A 19,970-nucleotide genomic window follows, 5' to 3' on the forward strand; every position below is an offset into this window, starting at 1 on the left:
GACAACAATGGCGTGGACGTTGGGGCAGGCCAGAGTTCCCGCCCGGGGGCGAGTGTCAGAGGTCGGTGGTATTCAGGTCCAGGCTGAACGGCTCCGGCAGGCGGATCGTGGTGCCGTAGGGGTGGGGGCCGTCGGCGCGGGTGTAGCCCAGGCGGCCCGGCTCGGCATACAGCGTCACCGACCGTTCCTGACGGTCCACCAGCAGGTACAGCGGCGCGCCGTATTCGGCGTACCGCTTGCGTTTGACGACGCGGTCGGTGTCGCCGTTGGACTCAGAGGTGACCTCGACGACGAGGAGGGTGTCGGCGGGCAGCAGGGCGCCGGCGCCCTTGGCCGCGGCCGCGGGGACGACGGCCAGGTCGGGGATGTACCAGTTGGGGGAGCCGGGCAGGTCGAGGTTGCCGGAGCCGATGACGCAGCCGAGTTCGCGGGCGCGGCCGCGGATCTGTTCGCGGAGGGTGTCAGCTACGGCTTCGTGGTCCCAGCTGGGCGGCACGGTCTCGATGACCCCTTCGATGATTTCGGCGCGGTCGTCCTTGAGGTGCTGGATGGCGTACTTCAGGGCTCGTTCGGGGTCGATGCCCTGGGCGTAGTCGGCGGGGACTTCACTCACTGGACCGTCCTTCAGCTGCGGCGGCGTGTGCTCTCAACGTAGCGTCCCGGCTGGCCGCGGGCGGGGTGGGCGGCTGGTGTCCCCCGGGTGGGCGACCTGACGGCGCTGTTGATGCCGCTGCGTGACAGGGCCTGGCCCACGCCGTTGAGCAGGCTGGTATCCATAGCGTCGGGCCCCGGCTGTGCTTCCCAGGGCCCGACGCCTGTCCTGCCGTTCTGGAGAAGCAACCGCGGCGGCTGGCCCGAGGCGCTCGCAGCCCGACCTCCGAAAATTCGGAGGTGACCAACGGCGTAGTCGTGATCGCGAACGACGAAGGTCCCTCCCCAGGGAGAAGGGGCCTTCTGATCGTCCGCGGCCGACGCCCGGCTCGGACGCACCACGGCGGAGGCGGTGCGGCGTCCTGCCGGGCGCATCAGCACGCGGCTGGTGACCGCCGCCGGCCGCCGGCCGCCGGCCGCCGCGGGACTTTCCGCAAAAGGGGGCGGTTCGCGTGTGGAAGCTGATGGGCGTGAGGCGCTGGGACGCTCGTGAGGCGGACTGACCGGCAAAGTCCATCTGTTGGCCGACGACCGGGCCCGCCCGCTGACCTGGCAGACCTCTCCAGGCCAGCGGGGCGACAGCCCCATGTTCATCCGTGTGCTGGAGGGCCTGCGGATCCGGCGGTGTGGACCGGGCCGACGGCGCAGCCGACCGGATCGCGTGCGCGGTGGCAAGGCGTACTCCAGCTACGACAACCGTGCTTACCTGCGATGACGGGGCATCAAGGCGACCATCGCCCAGCCCGATGACCAGCGGGCCAACCGCCAGCGGAAGGGCCGGGCCGGCGAACGTCCTCCGGCCTTCAACAAGACCCAGTACCGCCACCGCAGTTCCGTCGAGCGATGCGTCAGCAAATGGAAACAGCATCGCGCTGTCGCCAGCAGGTACGACAAACGTGACTACGTCTTCAACGGCACCCTGACTGTTGCAGCGATCATCATCTGGCTCCGAGACACCGTCCAAGAGCCATCAGAAGCACCCTAGGGGTTCCGGGACGCGTCCCAGGTCGCGGTCAACGCCTCAAAGCAGCCTCAGACATGAACCACGGTTGAGATCAAGCCACAACGACCATACGGGCCGCCGCCAACTACGGCTGGAGTTATTAGTAGCTGTTGTCTTTTCGATCTTGAGCAGTGCTGGTCGAACTCGGGTTCCCGGTTGGGTGATCCTGCCGTGGCGAGAGCATGAAGGTAGGGCCTCCTGAACAGCTCGTGGGTGTCGAATCCATAGAGCATCAGGAGGCCCCGGTGCCGCAGTCTTCCGTGTCGTTGGCCGGGCAGTCCAACTCGGCTGCTCTGTCGTGTGATTGCCTCGCGCACGTGTACGGCAACGCGGCTGACCGATCCGAGCGGCGGCGCCGGTATCCGACGGACATGACGGACGCGGAGTGGGCGGCCATCCGGCCACTGCTGCCGGTGCCGGGCTGGATGCGTGGCCGGGGCGGTCGGCCAGAGGCGTACTGTCATAGGACGATGCTGGACGCGGTTCGCTATCTCGTGGACAACGGCATCAAGTGGCGCGCGATGCCGGCCGACTTCCCGCCGTGGGACCGTGTGTATGCGTTCTTCCGTCGCTGGCGCGACCACGTGCTGGTCACGGAGTTCCACGACCGGCTGCGGGATCGCCTGCGCGAGACATTGGGCCGGGATGCCGAGCCGACCGCCGGGGTGATCGACTCGCAGTCGGTCAAGGCGGACGCTGTCGTCGGCTCGGACAGTCGCGGCTTTGACGGCGGGAAGCTGATCAACGGGCGCAAGCGGCACGTCGTGGTCGACACGCTCGGGCTTGTGCTCGGCGTGATGGTCACCGCCGCGGACACCGGCGACCGCGCCGCCGCCCAGGTGCTGCTTGAGCAGGTGACCGCCGCGCACCACCGGCTGGCCCTGGTCTGGGCTGACGGCGGCTACACCGGCAGCCTCGTCGAGTACTGCCTGGCCGCGCTGGCCCTGGTGCTGGCGATCGTCAAGCGCAGCGATGACATGCGTGGCTTCGTGGTGTTGCCCAAGCGGTGGATCGTCGAGCGCCTCTTCGCCCACCTGATGCGCACCCGCCGCCTGGTGCGCGACTTCGAGCGGCGCACCACCAGCGCCGAGGCGATGGTCTACTGGTCGATGATCCTGCTCATGACCCGTCGCCTGGCGAGGCCACGCCCTGCGCGAGGGTGAAGCGGCCCGGCGCCGGCTCGGCCAGCCAGCCGCGCGCGACCAGGCGTTTCGCCTTCGACCGTAGTGCCTCCACCCGCGCCGGCACCACGTCCATGCCGAACGCTTGGGTCATCTCCTGGCAGGTCAGCGGCCCTTGGCCGAGCCGGTGCCGGTCCGTGAGAGTCTGCAGGATGCGCTGGTAGTCCACGGACAGCGCCGACCAGGCCAGCCCTTGGTGCCACACCGGCACCTGCGACTTTGCCTTCGCCGCATCCCGGGGCGTCGGCGGCGCGTCCGCATTCTGTGGATCCGGGGTGACCTCCATGCCGGCGATGCTGCCGCCATCCGGAGCCAGCACCGTATCGACCCGCCTGCGAGCGATCACCCACTCCTGCCATTCCACTTCGGCCGCGGCGAGTTCGGCCTGGATGCGGTCGGCCTCCTCACGCAGCCCGTCGACTCGACGGCGAGCGGCGGCCTCTTGCTGTTCCAGCAGTCCGACGACCGACGGCATCCACAACCTCCCAAGGAGCAATGACACGACACGCCACCACTCCCACCGGACCGCCACTGCTATGCCCGACCAGCGAAAACGCCGCCCTCAAGCGCGAAAAGACAACAGCTTCTTAGACGTCATCTCATTTGGCTGCATCGGTAGACTGCTGGCTGTGGTGGGGATTGTTGAGCGGCTGGTGCCGGACGAGTTGTGGGAGTTGTTCCAGCGGGTGGTGCCGGAGGCGCCGATGCGTCCTCAGGGCGGCGGACGGCGTCGGCACGGCGACCGGGAGGTGTTGGCCGCGATCGTGTTCGTGGCAACGTCCGGCTGTACCTGGCAGCAGTTGCCGTCCGCGTCCTTCGGGCCGTCGGGAGCGACGACCCATCGGCGGTTTTCCGAGTGGAGCAGAGCCCGGGTGTGGGCGAAGCTGCACCGTCTGGTCCTCGATGAACTCGGCTCCCGTGGGGAGTTGGACTGGTCGAGGTGCGCGATCGACTCGGTGAACATGCGGGCGTTGAAAAGGGGGACCTGACGGGTCCGAATCCTGTGGACCGGGGCAAGTACGGCTCGAAAATCCACTTGATCACAGAGCGGACCGGTCTGCCCCTGTCCGTTGGGATCTCGGGGGCGAACCTGCACGACAGTCAGGCCCTCGAACCCCTGGTGCGGGGTATCCCGCCCATCCGCTCGCGCCGCGGCCCCAGGCGACGTCGGCCCGGAAAGCTGCATGCCGACAAGGGCTACGACTACGACCACCTGCGCCGATGGTTACGCGGCCGGGGCATCACCCATCGCATCGCCCGCAGGGGAATCGAGAGCTCCACCCGCCTGGGGCGGCACCGTTGGACTGTGGAGCGGACCATGTCGTGGCTGGCCGGCTGCCGCCGGCTCCACCGCCGCTATGAGCGCAAGGCCGACCACTTCCTCGCCTTCACCAGCATCGCCTGCACCCTCATCTGCTACCGGAGATTAGCCAAATGAGATGACGTCTTAGAGGTCATCTCACCTGGCGAGTCTGTGGTGGCAGATGACGCTATTCGACGCCGTACTCCCGGTCAGCCTGCTCGGGGCCTCCAAGACCTGAGGCTTCAGCTCCGTCCCGCCCAACACTTTCGCCAGCTCCAGGTTGGGCTGTTGGGGTGGTGCGTCTACACCTGTCGCGGTACAGCCACTCATTCGCCACGGCCCTGGATCCGGCGCGCCGCCGAACACCTGCGGCTTGTCTCGTATTAACCTCTTGTGACTGTAAGAAGTCGCAATATCACAGATTGCACCCTTCGACCATCGGAGAAGAAATGCGCAAGCTTCAGAAGGCCGCCGTCGCGGCTGTCGCACTCGGCAGCTTCGGCTTCGTCGGAGCCGGCACCGCCCACGCCGCCGGCGGGCGGGGCGGCACCGATTTCGACATCAGGCAGGGCAGCCAGTGCCGGTCGCACGACACGAACGTCGACGTCCTCGGCGAGGTCGGGGTCGCCAACGGCCTGCTGGGCAACGCGATCGGCGGCGAGGGCTCCCCGGGTGCACAGAGCACCAGGATGGGCTCCTCCGCGGGCTGCGATAACACCGCCGAGATCAAGGGCGGCGACGAAAACAAGGGCGGAGGCTCAGAGGGGAGAGAAGGCAGCAGAGACAAGGGAGACGACGCTCACAAGGGCGGAGGCTCAGAGGGCAGGGAAGGCAAGGAAGGCAGGGAAAGCACACAGAGCGAGGCAAGCCCGGTACGCGCGGAAGGCGGGGAACAGCGGGCAATGGCACCTGCGCCCAGCCTCCACTACACAGTTCGGACCGAGAGCCTTTCGACCTCGTAGGACCGGGCTGCGGGAGTCCGCCCGACCCGTAGTCGAAACGCAAGGCCGCTGGCTGGGCTCCTCTGGGAGGCTCAGCCAACGGCCGGAGTTCGAACCCGCTCAGCCCGCAACGTCGCCGGCGCGATCACGCGGCCCCTGTTGTCGGGCTGACGGCATATAGGCATGGGTTGATCGATGGAGCCACTCCCATGCCGTGACAAGCGATGTGGTACTGACGTGGCTATCGACTCACCAAATGAGACGATTCGCTAGGCGGCCATGTCTCGTCGCACAAGGGGTAGTTCGAGGAAATCGGCACGGCTGTATTGGGTGCTGCATCCAGTGCACCGTGGCACCGGGCGTGGAGATCGTGATGTGCAGGGTCCCGCCGCAGGGACATGCGGCGGTGATGCGCCGCTCGGGTCGCTCGCCGGTGGCTCGACGCTGGCAGGGTCGGGTGAGCGCCGCGACTTCGGTGGCGAATTCCCGGAACGCGGAGTGGTCGGTGGCTACCCATTCGAGGTTGTTGCGGAGTGCCTTTACGACCTGGTCAAGTTGTTGCTGAAGGCTGCTTTGCCACCGCGGGTGGGTCCAACCGAGGTGCTCGTGCCAGTCGACGAGCCAGGTCTGCAAAGCGGTGACGACGACGCCGCGGGCGCAACAGGCTGAGCGGTTCGAGGCGGAGCGGCAGCGGCGCGGTACGAGCACCTCCCGAGACACGGACGTCGCCGCTGCCAGCCCGGGGGGGCGAGGGCCCGGGCGAGTGAGGCGTACAGCCCGTGGGGGTCGGCGAGCGCTTCGAGGTTGTCATCGACGCGTCGTTGGCACGGGCGGCACGCTTGGCGGCCGAGTTCCGCCTCCCTCAGGTCCCGTCCGCAGACGGTGCAGGCTGGCCACTTGTAGTTGTCGTCGATGACAGCGTCGTTCATGGCGGGCTCCTCGTGGCGGGACCGTGACTATGTGGTGAGCTGTCGCCATTGTGCAGCGGGCGCCCGACAATCCCGGAGCCTGTCCGGGATGGTGAATTCGGTGCGTTTCACCTCCAACTACATTGCGTTGGAGGCAGAATGCCGATATGCCGACGGTGGTCTATACAGTGCTCGCCGACACCGAATCCGCAGCAACAGCCGCGCGGCAGCGCCTGTGTCGCGCAATGGACCTGACGCCCCTCGGCCGGCCTTCGATGGTCGTAGGCCGTGGAGCCGCGGCCCGCCCAACCCCCCAGTGGGAACAGGAGCCAGCCTGAGCTGTGGGCAGCCTGGGCCGGGTTGGGCTGATCTCGGACACCGGGCCTCGCGCATTGGCTAGATCGCACTCCGTGGCACCCAGACTGCCCAGGGCTCATCGCATAGGGTGACGGACTGGCAACGGCGAGGGTTCGATGGCGCACCCTCACGTACCAGGAGTACGAGAACAACGGGGAATCGGGGGAAGTATGTCGACCACGAACGTCGCCCCAGCCGCATTGCGTGCGACCGCTGGACACAGCGAAGAGATGCAAGCCGGTGTCGGAACTGCCCTGGGCAGTTTGAGCGCGCACCACCAGGCCGTGCCGGGGCAGACCGAGAACCTCGACATGGTTGCGGAGCTGCTGAAAACCCATCAGTCCTGGCACGACCGACTTGAGGATGTCAAAAAAGAATGCGGTGAGGTCGCACGATCACTAAGGGCGTCTGCGGGAAACTACGAGCACAACGACGAGCAGACTGCGAAGTCGTTCGCTCGACCGGCGGCGCAGCACACTGTCCGACAGGCCACCCCCTTTGGATGACGCCCAGTGACTCTGGCTATCCGCGACCTCGAAAACCTTCGCTTCTCCGCGCTCGAAAACGCCAAGCAAGAATAGGGACAACTGACCCATCGACTCGGAGGCTACAAAGGCCGAGTGGATGCCAACATGTGCCTTCCACTGAAGCACCCGAAAAAGTCCCCTTTCAGGCTAGGAGATAAAAATGGTGCGCCGAAAAACTTTTCCACTTATAGCCGTCATCACCATCCTCGCATTGAGCAGTCTCAGCGCGTGCTCTACATTGCGCGGCGGGGAACCCGAGCCGACTATCGGCGTACCGCAGGCCGTCAAGCAGGTCGACTCGCTTCTGGACAAAATCTTCAAGGCGGTACAACCCAACCTCAAATGGCGAGAAGGTCCGGCCCACATGTCGGAAGTGAAGAATTCCTTCACGAACAAGCCGACCGGCGAAGTACACGTCGGCAGACATCGCTATGTACGCACCAAAATCTCAGAGAAGAAGATGACTGAGCTGCTCACAGCCGTCAGTGAACACTGGAAGAAGGAGAGGTTCGAGATCAGCTCCTCAAACTCCCGAGCCCCTTCACTCTCCGGTAAAGCATCCGACGGCCGCGTCGTTGGATTTACGGTGGGCGGTGCCGGCGACGTAGACATTTCCGCTGGCATTGGCGCCCTGTCTGATGGGCCCAGCGGTGACATCGAAGGAGAGAAGGCGATAAGTTTCCCAAGGCTCCCAGCGAGGGTCCGGATTACACCCCGGATGTGCGTGACCCCTACTGGTCCACGTAACGCCCCCGCCGAGATACCGCGAGCACGATGACGTCCCGAGACAGTGGCCTCTGACCAGACAGGGCGTCAGGCGTCGACGAGTCGAGCTGGGCATGAACAAGATCGACGTAGCAAAGGCATCAAACGCCACGATCAACACCTACATGAAGGTCGAAGACGGCCGGCCCGTTCGAGACCTCACCTACGGCAAAGTCGAAAAAGTGCTCCAGCGGGCGCCCGGCTCAAGTCAAGAGGTCCTCCGCGGCGGTGAGCCCACCGCTACCACACCCCTCAGCGACAGTGCCGTCGCCTCACCCGTCGCCGATGGCGACCTGGAAGCAGATGTGGCGCAGGCCGTAACCAACGCCGCCATCGCCGTAGCGGACAGCCTCAGCGCCGCCGACATCCGCAAGCTGAAGCAACGCGTCATTGAGGAACTGCACCGAACCGGCCGCCTCCCAAAACGGGAAGCCTGACGCACGCTCACCTTTGCTGCGACGCACCCAGACCCGAACCCCATCGCCTCCGATCCGGCGAGTATTGAACCAACGCCATCTTGGACCATCATCACGAGACGCAACCCCTGGGCACTAACGGCAACCGCTTCAGGAGCGCGAATCTAGGCAAATCGGCATCAAGGAACTGTGGGGGCTTGGCGGAGAAGTTCACCAATGAGCGCGACTGAAAACTCGCAAAGTGGAAGCCTTCCAGGGGAAACGTCTGGGATTCCATCAGCGATCGGCCGGCTTGCCCTCTCACTCGCGAGAGATAGCCGCTCCTGAAACCCGATTGGCTTCAACTCGCCTATTTCCGCTAAAGTTTGAGGCGCACCATACAGGAAAGGGGCGCCAACATGTCCGTTAAAGAAACCATCCAGGTTGATGAGTCGCAGAAGGGCGAGCCGGGTGTTCAGGAGGTAATCACTCCCATTCCGGTCGGCAACCAGATCATCAAGAAGGCGACTTACTGGCGATCGATTCTCCAGGATGACCTCAATCCCGAGGTAACGGACGGCGTCTCGACGGTCCGGTTCGCTGTGCCTGCGATGGTGGACGAGGAGTACGAAACCGAGGAGATGAACGAAGACGGCACGAAGCAGATCGGCATCCGTCAGATCCTTGATCTCAAGTGGTATGAGGCTGACCTTGGCGCCGAAAACGTGGCCAGGCTTCAAGAAGCCGTCAAGCCATTCGTAGCCGGCGCACGCGAGTCCGAGGCTCCTATTTCGAAGCCAGCACGCAAGAAGCGCGCAGCCAAGTAAGGCAACAACGCCCCCTCCGACGAGGGGGCGTTCACGGCTCCACGGCCGGGCGCGGTTGTTCAGGAAAGATGGGCGACGCTGGCCGCCAGAGTGCGCGTCGCATGCCCGTCCTCAGCAAGCAGAGCAGCGCGTAACGTCGCCGAACCATCGCCGACCGTCGGGGGCCGGTCCGGCGTGGAACGAGCGTAATGCCCTCGCAGCCCGACTTCCTGACCCGTACCGCAGATCGACGCCGCAGCACCGGTGAGAGCCACCACGCCCTCATCCCTCTTTTGCCCGTGGATGGCGGCGTGCTCCCCATCCCTCCAGCCCGGCACTTCTCCGCGGGCACCTCCCGCGTCGACGACCGCCTCGCGGTATCGGCTCTGGTTTCCGGTAACTGACGTGAAGACAGCAGCGGGCGGTGCGGGGTTCGCGCGGCGGTGCGCCGAAGCGGTCCGGCGGGAAGGGGCTGCCGGACCGCTGTCTTCCGTGCGCAGGGGGCGGGAGTCAGGGAATCACGTGCCAGTGCGCTTCGAGGCGCCGACGGCCCTGGGGGTCCAGGACGGTGTGCCAGTGGGCGTGTGGGCGGGCGGGGCGCTCCTCGGGGGTGGGCTCGGGCACGGTCGTCAGGCCGCGGAGCGTATGCAGTACGGGGCCGTCGAGGGGGCTGTCGGCGATGCGTCGGACCACGATGGCGAGCGCGCCGAGGATGCTGTGGCCGGTGTTCCGGCCGTGGACGGCAGTGGCGGTGTGGCGGATGTGGACAGCGGTGAAGACGGACATGTGGGAGTCACCTCCGTAGAGTGGCGCGGCAGTCCAGGCGGACTGGCCGCGGGTGGGCGAACGGTTCGGCGGTGTGCGGGCTTACCGCGCCCGTGCGGACCTGATGGGCCCCGTGCGGCGCACGGGCCGTATCAGGTGCGGCTGGCCCGGGCGGCGGCTTCGGTGACGCGCTCGGCGGCCGGCAGCGGCAGGTCGGCGAAACGGGCGAGCCAGCGGGCGTCATGGCCCTGGCGGGCGAGGACGTACGCGAGGTGTACTCGCGGTTCGTACGTGGCGTGCGGGCCCTGGGGGCGCGGGCAGTTGCTCGGCCCGTCGAGGAGGTAGTCCCGCTCGGTGCCGTCGTGCAGGGTCAAACGGATCCGCGGGCAGATGTGGCCGGTGGGGCGCGGGCCGGGACGGTGGTTGGTGGTGGGGCGGGGGCATAGGGGCGACGCGATGGGTCGGGGGCCGGTGAGGTGCGGGAGCAGGCGCATGGGCCCTCCCTTCTTCGTACGGGGGTTTCGGTGGCGGCGGGTGGGGAGGACCCGCCGCCACCTGATCGGGTGGGTGGTCAGGCGCCCATGGCGAGTTGGACGATGCGGACGATCACCAGGGCCATGGCGACCAGCAGATAGGTGCGCAGGGCGGTCAGGCCGACCTTGCGGCCGGTGGAGAGGACGGGGGCCGGCAGTTGGTCCAGCGGGGGCATCCGCCAGGTTTCCCTGCCGGTGCGGTCGATGGGCCGGCCGCTGCTTCTCCAGCCCTTGCGTCGACGGCGCAGTTCCGCGTAGCCGAGGGCGAGCAGGCCGGCGACGCCGCAGATCGCCATGATGTCGAGGATCGCGGCGGAGGTGAGGTCGGGGAAGAGGACGGCGGCGGTCAGGATGACGGAGAGGGTGACGAGGACGGCGACCACGAAGGAGGTGAAGACGTTCATGGCCTTGCCGTTGACCCACGGGCCCAGTACGGCACGGTCGTTGCACAACAGGAGCAGGAAGACCGAGGCGGAGGGCAACAGGACGCCGGCGAGGGTCTGGACGCCTTCGGTGAGCAGGCCCAGCGGGGAGCCGGGGATGATCACGATGATCGCGGCGGTGAGGATGAGGCCGGCGAAGACGGCGTAGAAGCCCTTGGCGCCCTTGATGCCGCGGTGCAGGGAGTGCTTGAGGCCCAGGACGTCGCCGAGCGCGTAGGCCGTGGACAGCGAAACCGCCGAGGCGCCGATGATCGAGGCGTCGAGCAGCGCGATGGCGAAGAGCACGCCGGCGGTCTTGCCCGCGTACGCCTCCAGGCCGTGTGCGACGCCCGCCGCGTCGTCGAACTTCCCGAAGCCGCCGGTACCGGCGAACGTGACCGCGGTGAAGCCCATCATCGCCGCCGCGCCGATGACCACGATGACGATGCCGAGCCACAGGTCGGCCTTCTCGTAGCGCATGAAGCGCGGGGTGATGCGCTTGTCGATGACGTAGGACTGCTGGAAGAAGAGCTGCCAGGGCGCCACGGTCGTGCCGACGATCGCGATGATCAGCAGCATGACGTCGGAGAGTTGGGAGTGGGCCGGCAGGCCGGGGACGACGAAGTCGTGCGCCATCTGCGAGGTGGCGGGGTGGGCGATGAAGTAGATCGGGATCAGCAGCAGGGAGCCCAGGCACAGCAGGACCGCGGTGCGTTCGAAGCGGCGGAAGGACCCGGTGGAGGCAGCAACGATCACCACCGCGGCGGCGACCAGCACACTGGCGGTCTTCGGCAGTCCGAGGTAGCCGACGGCGAGGGTCACGCCGATGAACTCGGTGACGATGGTCAGCGCGTTGAGCAGGAACAGGTCGATGACCGAGAACGCGCCCCAGAACTTCCCGAACCGTTCCAGGATGAGCCGGGCGTGCCCCACCCCGGTGACGGCACCCAGCCGGAGCACCATCTCCTGGTTGACGTACAGGACCGGGACGAGCAGCAGCAGGGTCCACAGCAGGCGGGTGCCGTAGTTCTGGCCGGCCTGGGTGTAGGTGCCGAAGGCGCCGGCGTCGTTGTCGCCGACCATCACGATCAGGCCGGGACCGATGATGGCGAGCAGGGTCTTGAGCTTCGCGGACAGGCCGTGGCGCGGGGCGGTGTCGTCCTGCTTGATGGTGCCCAGGGCGCCGCGGATGTCGCCGACGTGGGCGTCGTCGAGGACGGCGGCGCGCGGTGCCGGAGTGGTCGGATTGCTGAGCGCGGTTTCGGTCATGGCAGGGCCTCCCGTTCCCCCGAGGGGGAGGTTTTGGGCAAGCGGGGGCAACCCGTTGCCCTCAGCGCGCAGGCCGACGACCCGCGGCGGCGGCAGGCCGCACGGGTGCCGGGGCAGGGGCGCGAGGAGCGCGCAGAGGGTGGTTACCGCGTGCCGGGACGGAGCGAGGGCAGGCGGAGGTCGGGCCTACTGTGGCCCGGACTATGAGGACCGCGGTCCATGTCTCTCGCCTCCTCCCGGCCGGGGCGCGCGGGGGCGCCGTACGACTCGGCAAGGAGCGGACCGGTCAACCCGACCGGTACACCCCAACTCGTCAGAGCTTTGGCACTGCACGGCGTGATCCCCCACGGGGGAAGCCACTTGGGGTCACCCCTTGGGCCGGGGAGACCTGTCCTGACCCTGGGCGTCTCTCGACGTCGTGGGGTCAGTGGCCTGTGTCCGTTGCAGACGCCTCACCGAACGAGGTGCCTTCTTTTGAACGCCTCAGAGTCTGCACCTATTTGCACATCGACGCAAGTAGAGCCGGCGCCCGACGGCCGGCGGGCGCTCCGACACCGACCTCGCACCCCCAAAGCCTTGGCCTGCACTTATCCATACATTTGCACGTATGCGCAAATAGCCCCAAGGGTACGACCATGCCGGCACCGCGTTTATTTGCGTATGGATGCAATAAGCGGCAGACTGCTCACGGCGCACGTCCCGCCGCACTTCGGATGCGGCATCTGGCCGGCGCCGTGGAACCGCATCACGGAACGGAGGCAGCCATGGGTCAAGACCCCCTCAGTCCCCGCTGCCTCACCGGCAGCCACTGACGCGTCCGCCACTCTCCCCGGCATCGACCCGGCATCCGTGGCCAAGCCCGTAGCGCCTCGCCCGTTCGTCTCGATCCCGCCGCACGCGCCGTGGCACGTCCCCTGCGGCAGGCGTCCTTCCCTGTCTGTTTTCTCCCACGCCGGGCCGGAAATCCGCCCCGTACTCGCACCATGGCCGTCCGCCACGGGCGCGGTGCGGGCGGTGTCGGGGCCACAGTGTGGTCGGAGGTTGATGTGATGTCGTCGTTCCCCACGCGCCCGGAGGTCGTGCGGGCCTCCCTGCCCTCCCGGGTCGCCGGCCGGATGTCCCGAATGAGCTGGGTGGACGTGGTGGTCGCCGCCGCGGTGCTGGTCCTGCTGTACGCCACCTTGCGGGTGGGCCAGGGCACCACGGTCCGCTTCGCCACCGGCCAGCACGTCAACGTCGACACCGACCCCGGCCAACTGCCCTACGACGCCGCACGCAGCCTGCTGCGGATGTTCGTCGCGCTCGCGGTCTCGACGGTCTTCACCTTCGTCTACGCCTACGCCGCCGCCCGCAGCCGCCGATTGGAGCGGATCCTCATCCCGGCCCTGGACATCCTCCAGTCCGTGCCGGTGCTGGGCTTCCTCACCGTCGCGGTGACCGGGTTCATCGCCCTGTTCCCCGGTTCGATGCTGGGCTTGGAGTGCGCGTCGATCTTCGCGATCTTCACCTCGCAGGCGTGGAACATGACCTTCGGCTTCTACCACTCCCTCACCTCCCTCCCACGCGAACTGGACGAACTCTCCCGCTCGTTCCGCTTCACCCGCTGGATGCGCTTCTGGAAGGTGGAACTGCCGGCGGGGGCGATCGGACTGGTGTGGAACGGCATGATGAGCTTCGGCGGCGGCTGGTTCTTCCTCGTCGCCTCCGAGGCCATCAGCGTCAACAACCGCGACTACGCCCTGCCCGGCGTCGGCTCCTACGCCGGTGCGGCCATCGCCGACGGCGACCTGGGAAAGGTCGGCTGGGCGATCGTCACCATGGCCGTCATGGTCATCGGCGTGAACTTCCTCTTCTGGCGCCCGCTGACGGCCTGGGTGGAGAAGTTCAAGAACGAGCAGTCCGAGGCGAGCGAGGTCCAGCGCTCCTACGTCCTGGACTTCCTACGCCGCTCCCACTGGCCCGCGCTGGCCGGACGCCTGCTGCGGCCCCTGGGGCGGGAACTGGCCCGGGCGGGCCGGATCTTCGGCACCGACGACCGACCGCTGCTCGCCGACCGGCGCCGGCAGCGCACCGGCGACATCGCCTTCGCCGTCGTGGCCGGCGGCATGATCCTTTGGGGCCTGATCGACCTCATCGGCTACCTGCGCGACCGCACCGGGCTCGGCGTCTTCGGTGAACCCCTGCTGCTGGGCCTGGCGACCCTCGCCCGGGTGATCGTGGTGGTCGCCGGTGCCACCCTGGTCTGGGTCCCCATCGGGGTCCGGATCGGCTTCTCCCCGAAACTGACACGCATCGCCCAGCCGTTGGTCCAGGTCCTGGCGAGCTTCCCGGCCAACTTCCTCTTCCCGCTCGCCGTCTGGTTCTTCCTCAGGACCGGACTGTCCCTCGACGTCGGCGGTGTCCTGCTGATGGCGCTGGGCGCCCAGTGGTACATCCTCTTCAACACCATCGCCGGAGCCATGTCCATCCCGACCGACCTCCGCGAAGCCATGGACGACCTGGGCATCCACGGCTGGCAACGCTGGCGGCGACTGATCCTCCCCGGCATCTTCCCCTCGTACGTCACCGGCGGCATCACCGCCTCCGGCGGCGCCTGGAACGCCTCGATCGTCTCCGAGATCGTCCCGTTCGGCGCCACCACCCTCACCGCCACCGGCCTGGGTGCCTACATCTCCCACGCCACCGCCCACGGCGACTTCCCGCACCTGATCGCCGGCGTCGCCGTGATGAGCCTGTACGTCGTCGGCCTCAACCGCCTCTTCTGGCGCCGCCTGTACCGCCTGGCCGTAACCCGCTACGCCGCCTGACCCGCCGCCCGACAGCCTTGGAGCCCCCATGGTCCTCAGCGCCCTCCGCAACCTCCGCACCCGCCGGACCGGCGGCACCCCGCAGACGCAGCACCGGACCCGCCCGGCCGACGGCGACGTCCTGCTGTCCACCGAGGCCCTGACCAAGTCCTACGCCGGCGCGGACGGCGAACTCCCGGTCCTCACCGGCATCGACCTCACCGTCCGCGCCGGGGAGATCGTCGCTCTGCTCGGCAAGTCCGGCTCCGGCAAGTCCACCCTGCTGCGCTGCCTGGCCGGCCTCATCCCACCCAGCAGCGGCAGCGTGGCCTACCGCGGCACCCCGCTGACCGGCGCCAACCCCGGCACCGCCATGGTCTTCCAGACCTTCGCCCTGCTGCCCTGGCTCACCGTCCAGCAGAACGTCGAAATCGGCCTCGAAGCCCGCGGCGTCCCCACCGACCAGCGCGCCAAGGCCGCCCTCCAGGCCATCGACCTCATCGGCCTCGACGGCTTCGAATCCGCCTACCCCAAGGAACTCTCCGGCGGCATGCGCCAGCGCGTCGGCTTCGCCCGCGCCCTCGTCGTCGAACCCGACGTGCTGATGATGGACGAACCCTTCTCCGCCCTCGACGTCCTCACCGCCGAGAACCTCCGCGGCGAACTGCTGGAACTGTGGGAATCGGGCCAGTTCCCCACCCGCGCCATCGTCCTGGTCACCCACAACATCGAAGAGGCCGTCCTGATGGCCGACCGCATCGTCGTCCTCGGCTCCCGCCCCGGCACCATCCGCGAAACCTTCGACGTCGCCCTCGACCGCCCCCGCGACCGCGACGCGGCCGCCTTCGAGGACCTCATCGACCGCGTCTACCGCACCATGACCGGCCGCCCCAAGGAAACCCGCCTCCCCGGCCGCACCGAGGCCATGGAACGCGAGAAGCGCACCTACGCCAACACCCCGCTGCCCACCACCAGCGTCGACGCCCTCTCCGGCCTCGCCGAAATGGTCGACCACCGAGGAGGCCGCTGCGACCTCGCCGACCTCGCCGAAGAACTCGGCCTGGAGATCGACGACATCCTGCCCATCGTCGACGCCCTCGACCTCCTCGGCCTGGCCAAAATCAGCCAGGACGACCTCGTCCTCACCGAACGCGGCACCGCCTTCGCCGACGCCGACGTCCAGCAGTCCAAGGCGATCTTCGCCCCCGCCGCACTGGAGATCCCCCTGGTCAAACTGATCACCACCAGCCTTCGGCAGAACCCGAACCGCACCCTGCGCGCCGGGTTCTTCCGCGACCTGCTCGCCCACCACTACACCAGCGAACAGATCGACCAGCAGCTGGACACCGCCACCGACTGGGGCCGCTACGCCGAGCTGTACTCCTACGACGCCGACCCCCAGGAGTACCGCCTCGACGACGCCGGCACCCCGTTGTGAGCCGCGGCCGCTACTCCGCCGTCGCGGGCCGCCGGGCCCGCGCCCGGCGACCGGCCGCCCGCGCCGGCTGCTCCTGCGCCACCGCGGCCGCCGCCTCCTGCCCGCTCACCGGCTCGGCGCCCTCCGACGGCGCCGCCGACGCCACCAGCGACGCCTCCTCCAGCAGTCCCCGCACATGCGGGCCGGCCACCCGGTAGTAGATCCGCGTACCCTCCCGCCGCGTGACCACCAGCCCCGCCGTGCGGAGCTTCGCCAGGTGCTGCGAGACCGCGGCCACGTGCGCGCCCACCATCTCCGCCAAGCTGCCGACCGGAAACTCCTGCCGGCTCAGCGCCCACAACAGCCGGTACCGCGTCGGATCGGCCACCGCCTTCAGCACCGCGATCGCCCGCTCGGCCCCAGCCGCATCCCACGCCTCAACTTGCGCTCCCATGCAAATACCCTAACCCCCGGCACCGCCGCGCAAACGGCTCGCCGGCAGCACACTGGCCGCGGTGGACGCGGGCTGAGACCGGTGACAAGAGTTGCCCATGACGGCTCCGAGGCCGTGATCACACCCGCCCCACCAAGATCGCCTCAGCTGCGACAACGGGGGGTGAAGTGGCCGCTCCGCCCCGGCGGTTGACTCGATCACTCATACCTGCTGGCCTCCTCCGGCGTCATCGTCCACGGAGGCGGGGAGCTCTCCAAGGCTGGGCACCCGTATCGCGGTCGAGGCGGATCTACCCCGTCTCGCAAGCAGCTGAGCAGCCGAACGCGTTGCATGGCCGTACCGGTGCGTCACAAGACCCGCCGTCGCAGTGGGCTCCGCACCCATCACCGAGGGGCGGACAGCCGTCGGCCCGCGCTCTGTGGCGGTGCACCACGGGAAGCAGCACGGAACCGGCGGTCGCCGCCCCGGAGGAAGCCAGAGGGCACTCGGCATCCGCTTCGCACGCCGCGTCCCGTGCACCGCTCGGGGTACGGCGCTCGGTACCGTGTGGTCATCAGTTGCCCGGCGGGCTGGGCGACGCGCTGATCTGCTTGGCGTAGGTCTGGGTGTACTTCGGGATCAGTGCCTCGATCCGGTTGACGTAGTTCTGTGTCTCGGGGATCTGCGGGATGCCCTGGGCCTTGAGCACCGCGCCGGGGCCTGCGTTGTACGCGGCGAGTGCGAGCCGTGTGGGGTCGCCGGGTATTCCCTTGATCTCCTTGAACAGGTGGCACATGTAGGCGCCCTGGGCCGGGATGGCGTCGGCGGGGTTCCACACATCGGCCTTGCCGTCGCCGGTGTAGTCCTTGCCCCACTCCGCCCAGGTCGACGGGTAGAACTGCGCGATGCCCTGAGCTTGGCCGGAGTCCGCCCGCGGGTTCCAGTGGCTCTCCGCGTCGAGTTGCGCGGCCAGCAGCGGAACGCTCAGTTCCGGGCAGGTCTTGGTGGCCGACTGAACGGTCGGCAGGTACTGGAGGGGAATAGTGGGCGGTGCGGGCGGCCGGAGCAGCCACCAGACGACGCCGAGGACGGCGGCGACTGTGAGTACGGCTCCGAGGGTCAGGCCCACCAGGCACCCTCGACGGCCGGTGCGCCTGATTCCTCCGTCCGCCGGAGAAGCGCGGTACGTCGTGGCGGGCGACGACACCTTCCAGGAGGGACGTTCGGGCTGCCGGCCTTGTCGCCGTACCCGGCCACTGTCCGTCGCTCCGGCTTGCTGTTCTTGCATGTGCCCAATCCGTCCGGTCGGCTCATCCGGCTGATGTGTCGTTGACCGGTGGGACGCATTGGGCTCCACGACAGTTGCAAGATCACGCAATCAAGCAGGCGTCTATGGGGATCGCCACACGAGGGAACCGACCGCGGCCGCCCGCCGCGATACCGCCACCAACGCCGCATATGGGCGGATTCCGGCACTAGTGGCCCTCAAGAGATCCCTGTTCGTGGCCTGGGGCATCTCGCTGAACATCGGCTCGGTGCTGCTGATGGCTCCGGGCGCGCAGTGGCGCACCCTGTTCCACGTGATCGTCGGGGCCTCGGCGATCCCCTCCCACCTGCGTGGGGCGATGACCGGCTTCCAGGTCGGGTGCCAGCGCCTGGACCGGCTGGCCGGAACCCCGTACGCGATGCGGCGCCGGCACGGCCGTGCGACCCATCGGCCAGTCAACCTGATAGAAGTCCTTCTCCTGCGAGACAGACGCCCTGCCGGGCCGCGCGAGGGGTTGCTGGCGCGCCGACGTGCTCGGTCACCGGGTGATCGATGAGGCCGACGTCGAGCTGGTCAGGGCGTACGACATCGAACTGAAGCAGCGGACCGAAGGGTGGTTGCTCACCTGCCTCGACACACACCGGCCGCCGCGCTTCCGGGGCGTGATGGGCGGACGGGGCGGGCAACCTGCCTGGCCCACAGACGGCCGGTCCTCGTCACGCTCCCGGCAGGGCGGCGCACCAAGGTGCTCACCCTGATGAGACAGCAGGTCGCCTCGTGCGGCGAACCCCGGTCAGGCGCCGGGAGTTGAGCAGCGCGCAATACCGCTAGTGCGATGCGCCAGAAATCCCGAGCTTAAGTCTGTAGCCTGTTTTTATGTCTCGAGGACCTCGTGCTGTCGAAGTTGCGCTGTCCGGTAGGGAACGCGCGGAGTTGCTGCGTTGGGCGGGCGGAGCGGTCGTGCCGCGTCTTGCTGAACGAGCGCGCATCGTCCTTGCCTGTGCGGACGGGATGCCCAATGCGCGCGTAGCAGCAAAGTTCAAGGTCACCACAGACACCGTGAGGAAGTGGCGTTCGCGGTTTGCCGCCCAGCGGATGGCAGGACTTGCAGATGAGTCGCGGCCAGGTCGGCGCAAGGCGGAGTTGGTGCTCAGCGAGGCCGAGCGGGCCCAGCTGACGCGCTGGTCGCGGCGGGCGAAGACTGCTCAGTTCCTGGCTCTGCGGGCGAAGATCGTGCTGCGGTGTGCGGAGGGCGGGACCAACAAGCGGGTCGCTGCCGAACTCGGCGTCGGCCACCAGACGGTGAACCGATGGCGAGCCCGCTTTATCGCCCATCGGCTGGACGGGCTGGTCGATGAGCCCAGGGTGGGCCGGCCACCGTCGATCCTGCTCGACCAGGTCGAAGACGTCGTCGTGGCGACCCTGGAGTCCACGCCAGGCAAGGACACGCACTGGTCACGTGCCTCCATGGCCGCCCACACCGGACTGTCAAAGTCCACCATCGGTCGGATCTGGAAGAGGTTCGACCTCAAACCTCACCTGCAGGACTCCTTCAAGCTCTCCACCGACCCGCAGTTCGTCGCGAAGGTCGTCGATGTCGTCGGCCTGTATCACAACCCGCCCGAGAAAGCCGTGGTGTTATGCGTGGACGAGAAGGCCCAGATTCAGGCACTGGACCGGTCCCAGCCGGTCCTGCCGATGATGCCTGGGATGCCCGAACGCCGCACACACGACTACCTGCGGCACGGCATTACCAGCCTGTTCGCCGCGTTCAACATCGCCGACGGCACCATCATTGGCGAACTCCACCGCCGTCACCGGGCCATTGAGTTCAAAAAGTTCCTGATCACGATAGACAAGGCGGTCCCCGCCGGACTCGACGTGCACCTCGTATGTGACAACTACGCAACCCACAACACCCCCCAGATCAAGGCATGGTTGGGAAGGCATCCGCGCTTCCATATCCACTTCACCCCGACCGGTTCCTCCTGGATCAACCAGGTTGAGCGCTGGTTTGCACTGCTGACCGACAAGCTCATCCGCCGCGGCGTCCACACCTCCGTCAAAGCCCTTGAAGCCGACATCAGGGCCTGGATCGACACCTGGAACGAGAACCCCAGATCCTTCAAGTGGACCAAAACCGCCGACGAGATCCTCAAATCCCTCGCCGACTACCTCACCAGGATCACTCCTCCAGACACCAACAACCAACAAGAAACTTAAGCTCGGGATTTCTGGCGC

Annotated in this window: 19 protein-coding genes and 1 riboswitch; of the genes, 12 read left to right on the plus strand and 7 right to left on the minus strand. The window is 67.7% G+C overall.

Going from position 1 to position 19,970, the window contains the following annotated elements; translation table 11 throughout:
- Nucleotides 1-55 precede the first annotated feature (55 nt).
- Complete coding sequence (locus tag ACO0M4_RS32525) at nt 56-613, minus strand: Uma2 family endonuclease (protein ID WP_430374660.1); 558 nt, start codon at nt 611-613, stop codon at nt 56-58.
- 1,412 nt (nt 614-2,025) lie between these two features.
- Here ACO0M4_RS32525 and ACO0M4_RS32530 point away from each other — a divergent pair.
- A complete protein-coding gene (locus tag ACO0M4_RS32530; protein WP_430369028.1) occupies nt 2,026-2,817 on the plus strand; it encodes an IS5 family transposase in 792 nt (263 codons plus the stop codon).
- On the opposite strand, the gene ACO0M4_RS32535 is transcribed toward ACO0M4_RS32530, so the two are convergent.
- The gene (locus ACO0M4_RS32535; RefSeq protein ID WP_430369027.1) at nt 2,774-3,310 is read right to left on the minus strand and encodes a hypothetical protein; all 537 of its coding nucleotides are present in this window, start codon (nt 3,308-3,310) and stop codon (nt 2,774-2,776) included. The genes ACO0M4_RS32530 and ACO0M4_RS32535 overlap by 44 nt on opposite strands.
- 163 nt (nt 3,311-3,473) lie before the next feature.
- Between ACO0M4_RS32535 and ACO0M4_RS32540 the strand changes: the two genes are divergently transcribed.
- The 7 genes from ACO0M4_RS32540 to ACO0M4_RS32570 all read left to right on the plus strand — a co-directional run bounded on the left by ACO0M4_RS32540 (nt 3,474) and on the right by ACO0M4_RS32570 (nt 8,858).
- Nucleotides 3,474-4,273, plus strand: a protein-coding gene (locus ACO0M4_RS32540) for an IS5 family transposase (protein WP_430371350.1) whose coding sequence is annotated in 2 segments (ribosomal slippage) — nt 3,474-3,813 and nt 3,813-4,273 — 801 coding nt in all. Because the reading frame shifts where the segments join, the coding sequence is not laid out codon by codon here.
- 314 nt (nt 4,274-4,587) lie between these two features.
- The gene (locus ACO0M4_RS32545; RefSeq protein ID WP_430374661.1) at nt 4,588-5,100 is read left to right on the plus strand and encodes a hypothetical protein; all 513 of its coding nucleotides are present in this window, start codon (nt 4,588-4,590) and stop codon (nt 5,098-5,100) included.
- Nucleotides 5,101-5,454: 354 nt separating this feature from the next.
- Nucleotides 5,455-5,748, plus strand: a complete 294-nt coding sequence (locus tag ACO0M4_RS32550; protein WP_430374662.1) for a hypothetical protein — start codon at nt 5,455-5,457, stop codon at nt 5,746-5,748.
- Nucleotides 5,749-6,514: 766 nt separating this feature from the next.
- Nucleotides 6,515-6,850, plus strand: coding sequence for a hypothetical protein (locus ACO0M4_RS32555; RefSeq protein WP_430374663.1), 336 nt, complete (start codon nt 6,515-6,517; stop codon nt 6,848-6,850).
- 181 nt (nt 6,851-7,031) lie between these two features.
- The gene (locus tag ACO0M4_RS32560; protein ID WP_430374664.1) at nt 7,032-7,649 is read left to right on the plus strand and encodes a hypothetical protein; all 618 of its coding nucleotides are present in this window, start codon (nt 7,032-7,034) and stop codon (nt 7,647-7,649) included.
- A gap of 61 nt (nt 7,650-7,710) precedes the next feature.
- A complete protein-coding gene (locus ACO0M4_RS32565; RefSeq protein ID WP_430374665.1) occupies nt 7,711-8,073 on the plus strand; it encodes a hypothetical protein in 363 nt (120 codons plus the stop codon).
- A 377-nt stretch (nt 8,074-8,450) separates the two neighbouring features.
- Nucleotides 8,451-8,858, plus strand: coding sequence for a hypothetical protein (locus ACO0M4_RS32570; protein ID WP_430374666.1), 408 nt, complete (start codon nt 8,451-8,453; stop codon nt 8,856-8,858).
- 489 nt (nt 8,859-9,347) lie between these two features.
- Here ACO0M4_RS32570 and ACO0M4_RS32575 read toward each other — a convergent pair whose 3' ends face one another.
- The 3 genes from ACO0M4_RS32575 to ACO0M4_RS32585 form a co-directional block, all read right to left on the minus strand.
- Nucleotides 9,348-9,623 carry a hypothetical protein gene (locus ACO0M4_RS32575; RefSeq protein WP_430374668.1) on the minus strand — a complete coding sequence of 92 codons (276 nt, stop codon included), beginning with the start codon at nt 9,621-9,623 and terminating at the stop codon, nt 9,348-9,350.
- 131 nt (nt 9,624-9,754) lie between these two features.
- Complete coding sequence (locus ACO0M4_RS32580; RefSeq protein WP_430374670.1) at nt 9,755-10,096, minus strand: hypothetical protein; 342 nt, start codon at nt 10,094-10,096, stop codon at nt 9,755-9,757.
- A gap of 77 nt (nt 10,097-10,173) precedes the next feature.
- The gene (locus ACO0M4_RS32585; RefSeq protein WP_430374671.1) at nt 10,174-11,826 is read right to left on the minus strand and encodes an NRAMP family divalent metal transporter; all 1,653 of its coding nucleotides are present in this window, start codon (nt 11,824-11,826) and stop codon (nt 10,174-10,176) included.
- Nucleotides 11,827-12,123: 297 nt separating this feature from the next.
- Nucleotides 12,124-12,297: riboswitch (M-box (ykoK) riboswitch) on the minus strand.
- 578 nt (nt 12,298-12,875) lie between these two features.
- On the opposite strand from ACO0M4_RS32585, the gene ACO0M4_RS32590 reads away from it, so the two are divergent.
- Both ACO0M4_RS32590 and ACO0M4_RS32595 read left to right on the plus strand, forming a co-directional pair.
- A complete protein-coding gene (locus ACO0M4_RS32590) occupies nt 12,876-14,633 on the plus strand; it encodes an ABC transporter permease (RefSeq protein WP_430374672.1) in 1,758 nt (585 codons plus the stop codon).
- Nucleotides 14,634-14,661: 28 nt separating this feature from the next.
- Nucleotides 14,662-16,050, plus strand: coding sequence for a nitrate/sulfonate/bicarbonate ABC transporter ATP-binding protein (locus tag ACO0M4_RS32595; RefSeq protein ID WP_430374673.1), 1,389 nt, complete (start codon nt 14,662-14,664; stop codon nt 16,048-16,050).
- A 10-nt stretch (nt 16,051-16,060) separates the two neighbouring features.
- Here the strand turns inward: ACO0M4_RS32595 and ACO0M4_RS32600 are convergent, their stop codons facing one another.
- Both ACO0M4_RS32600 and ACO0M4_RS32605 read right to left on the minus strand, forming a co-directional pair.
- Nucleotides 16,061-16,483, minus strand: a complete 423-nt coding sequence (locus ACO0M4_RS32600) for an ArsR/SmtB family transcription factor (protein WP_430374674.1) — start codon at nt 16,481-16,483, stop codon at nt 16,061-16,063.
- A gap of 553 nt (nt 16,484-17,036) precedes the next feature.
- Entirely contained in the window at nt 17,037-17,591 is a 555-nt protein-coding gene (locus tag ACO0M4_RS32605) for a lytic transglycosylase domain-containing protein (protein WP_430374675.1), read from the minus strand.
- A gap of 349 nt (nt 17,592-17,940) precedes the next feature.
- On the opposite strand from ACO0M4_RS32605, the gene ACO0M4_RS32610 reads away from it, so the two are divergent.
- Together ACO0M4_RS32610 and ACO0M4_RS32615 are read left to right on the plus strand one after the other, a co-directional pair.
- Nucleotides 17,941-18,285, plus strand: coding sequence for a hypothetical protein (locus ACO0M4_RS32610; RefSeq protein WP_430374676.1), 345 nt, complete (start codon nt 17,941-17,943; stop codon nt 18,283-18,285).
- Between the two features lie 320 nt (nt 18,286-18,605).
- Entirely contained in the window at nt 18,606-19,952 is a 1,347-nt protein-coding gene (locus ACO0M4_RS32615) for an IS630 family transposase (protein WP_430374677.1), read from the plus strand.
- The last annotated feature ends 18 nt before the right edge of the window (nt 19,953-19,970 follow it).

Origin of the sequence: Streptomyces sp. RGM 3693 (genome assembly GCF_050471125.1) — a bacterium.
Lineage (GTDB): Bacteria > Actinomycetota > Actinomycetes > Streptomycetales > Streptomycetaceae > Streptomyces.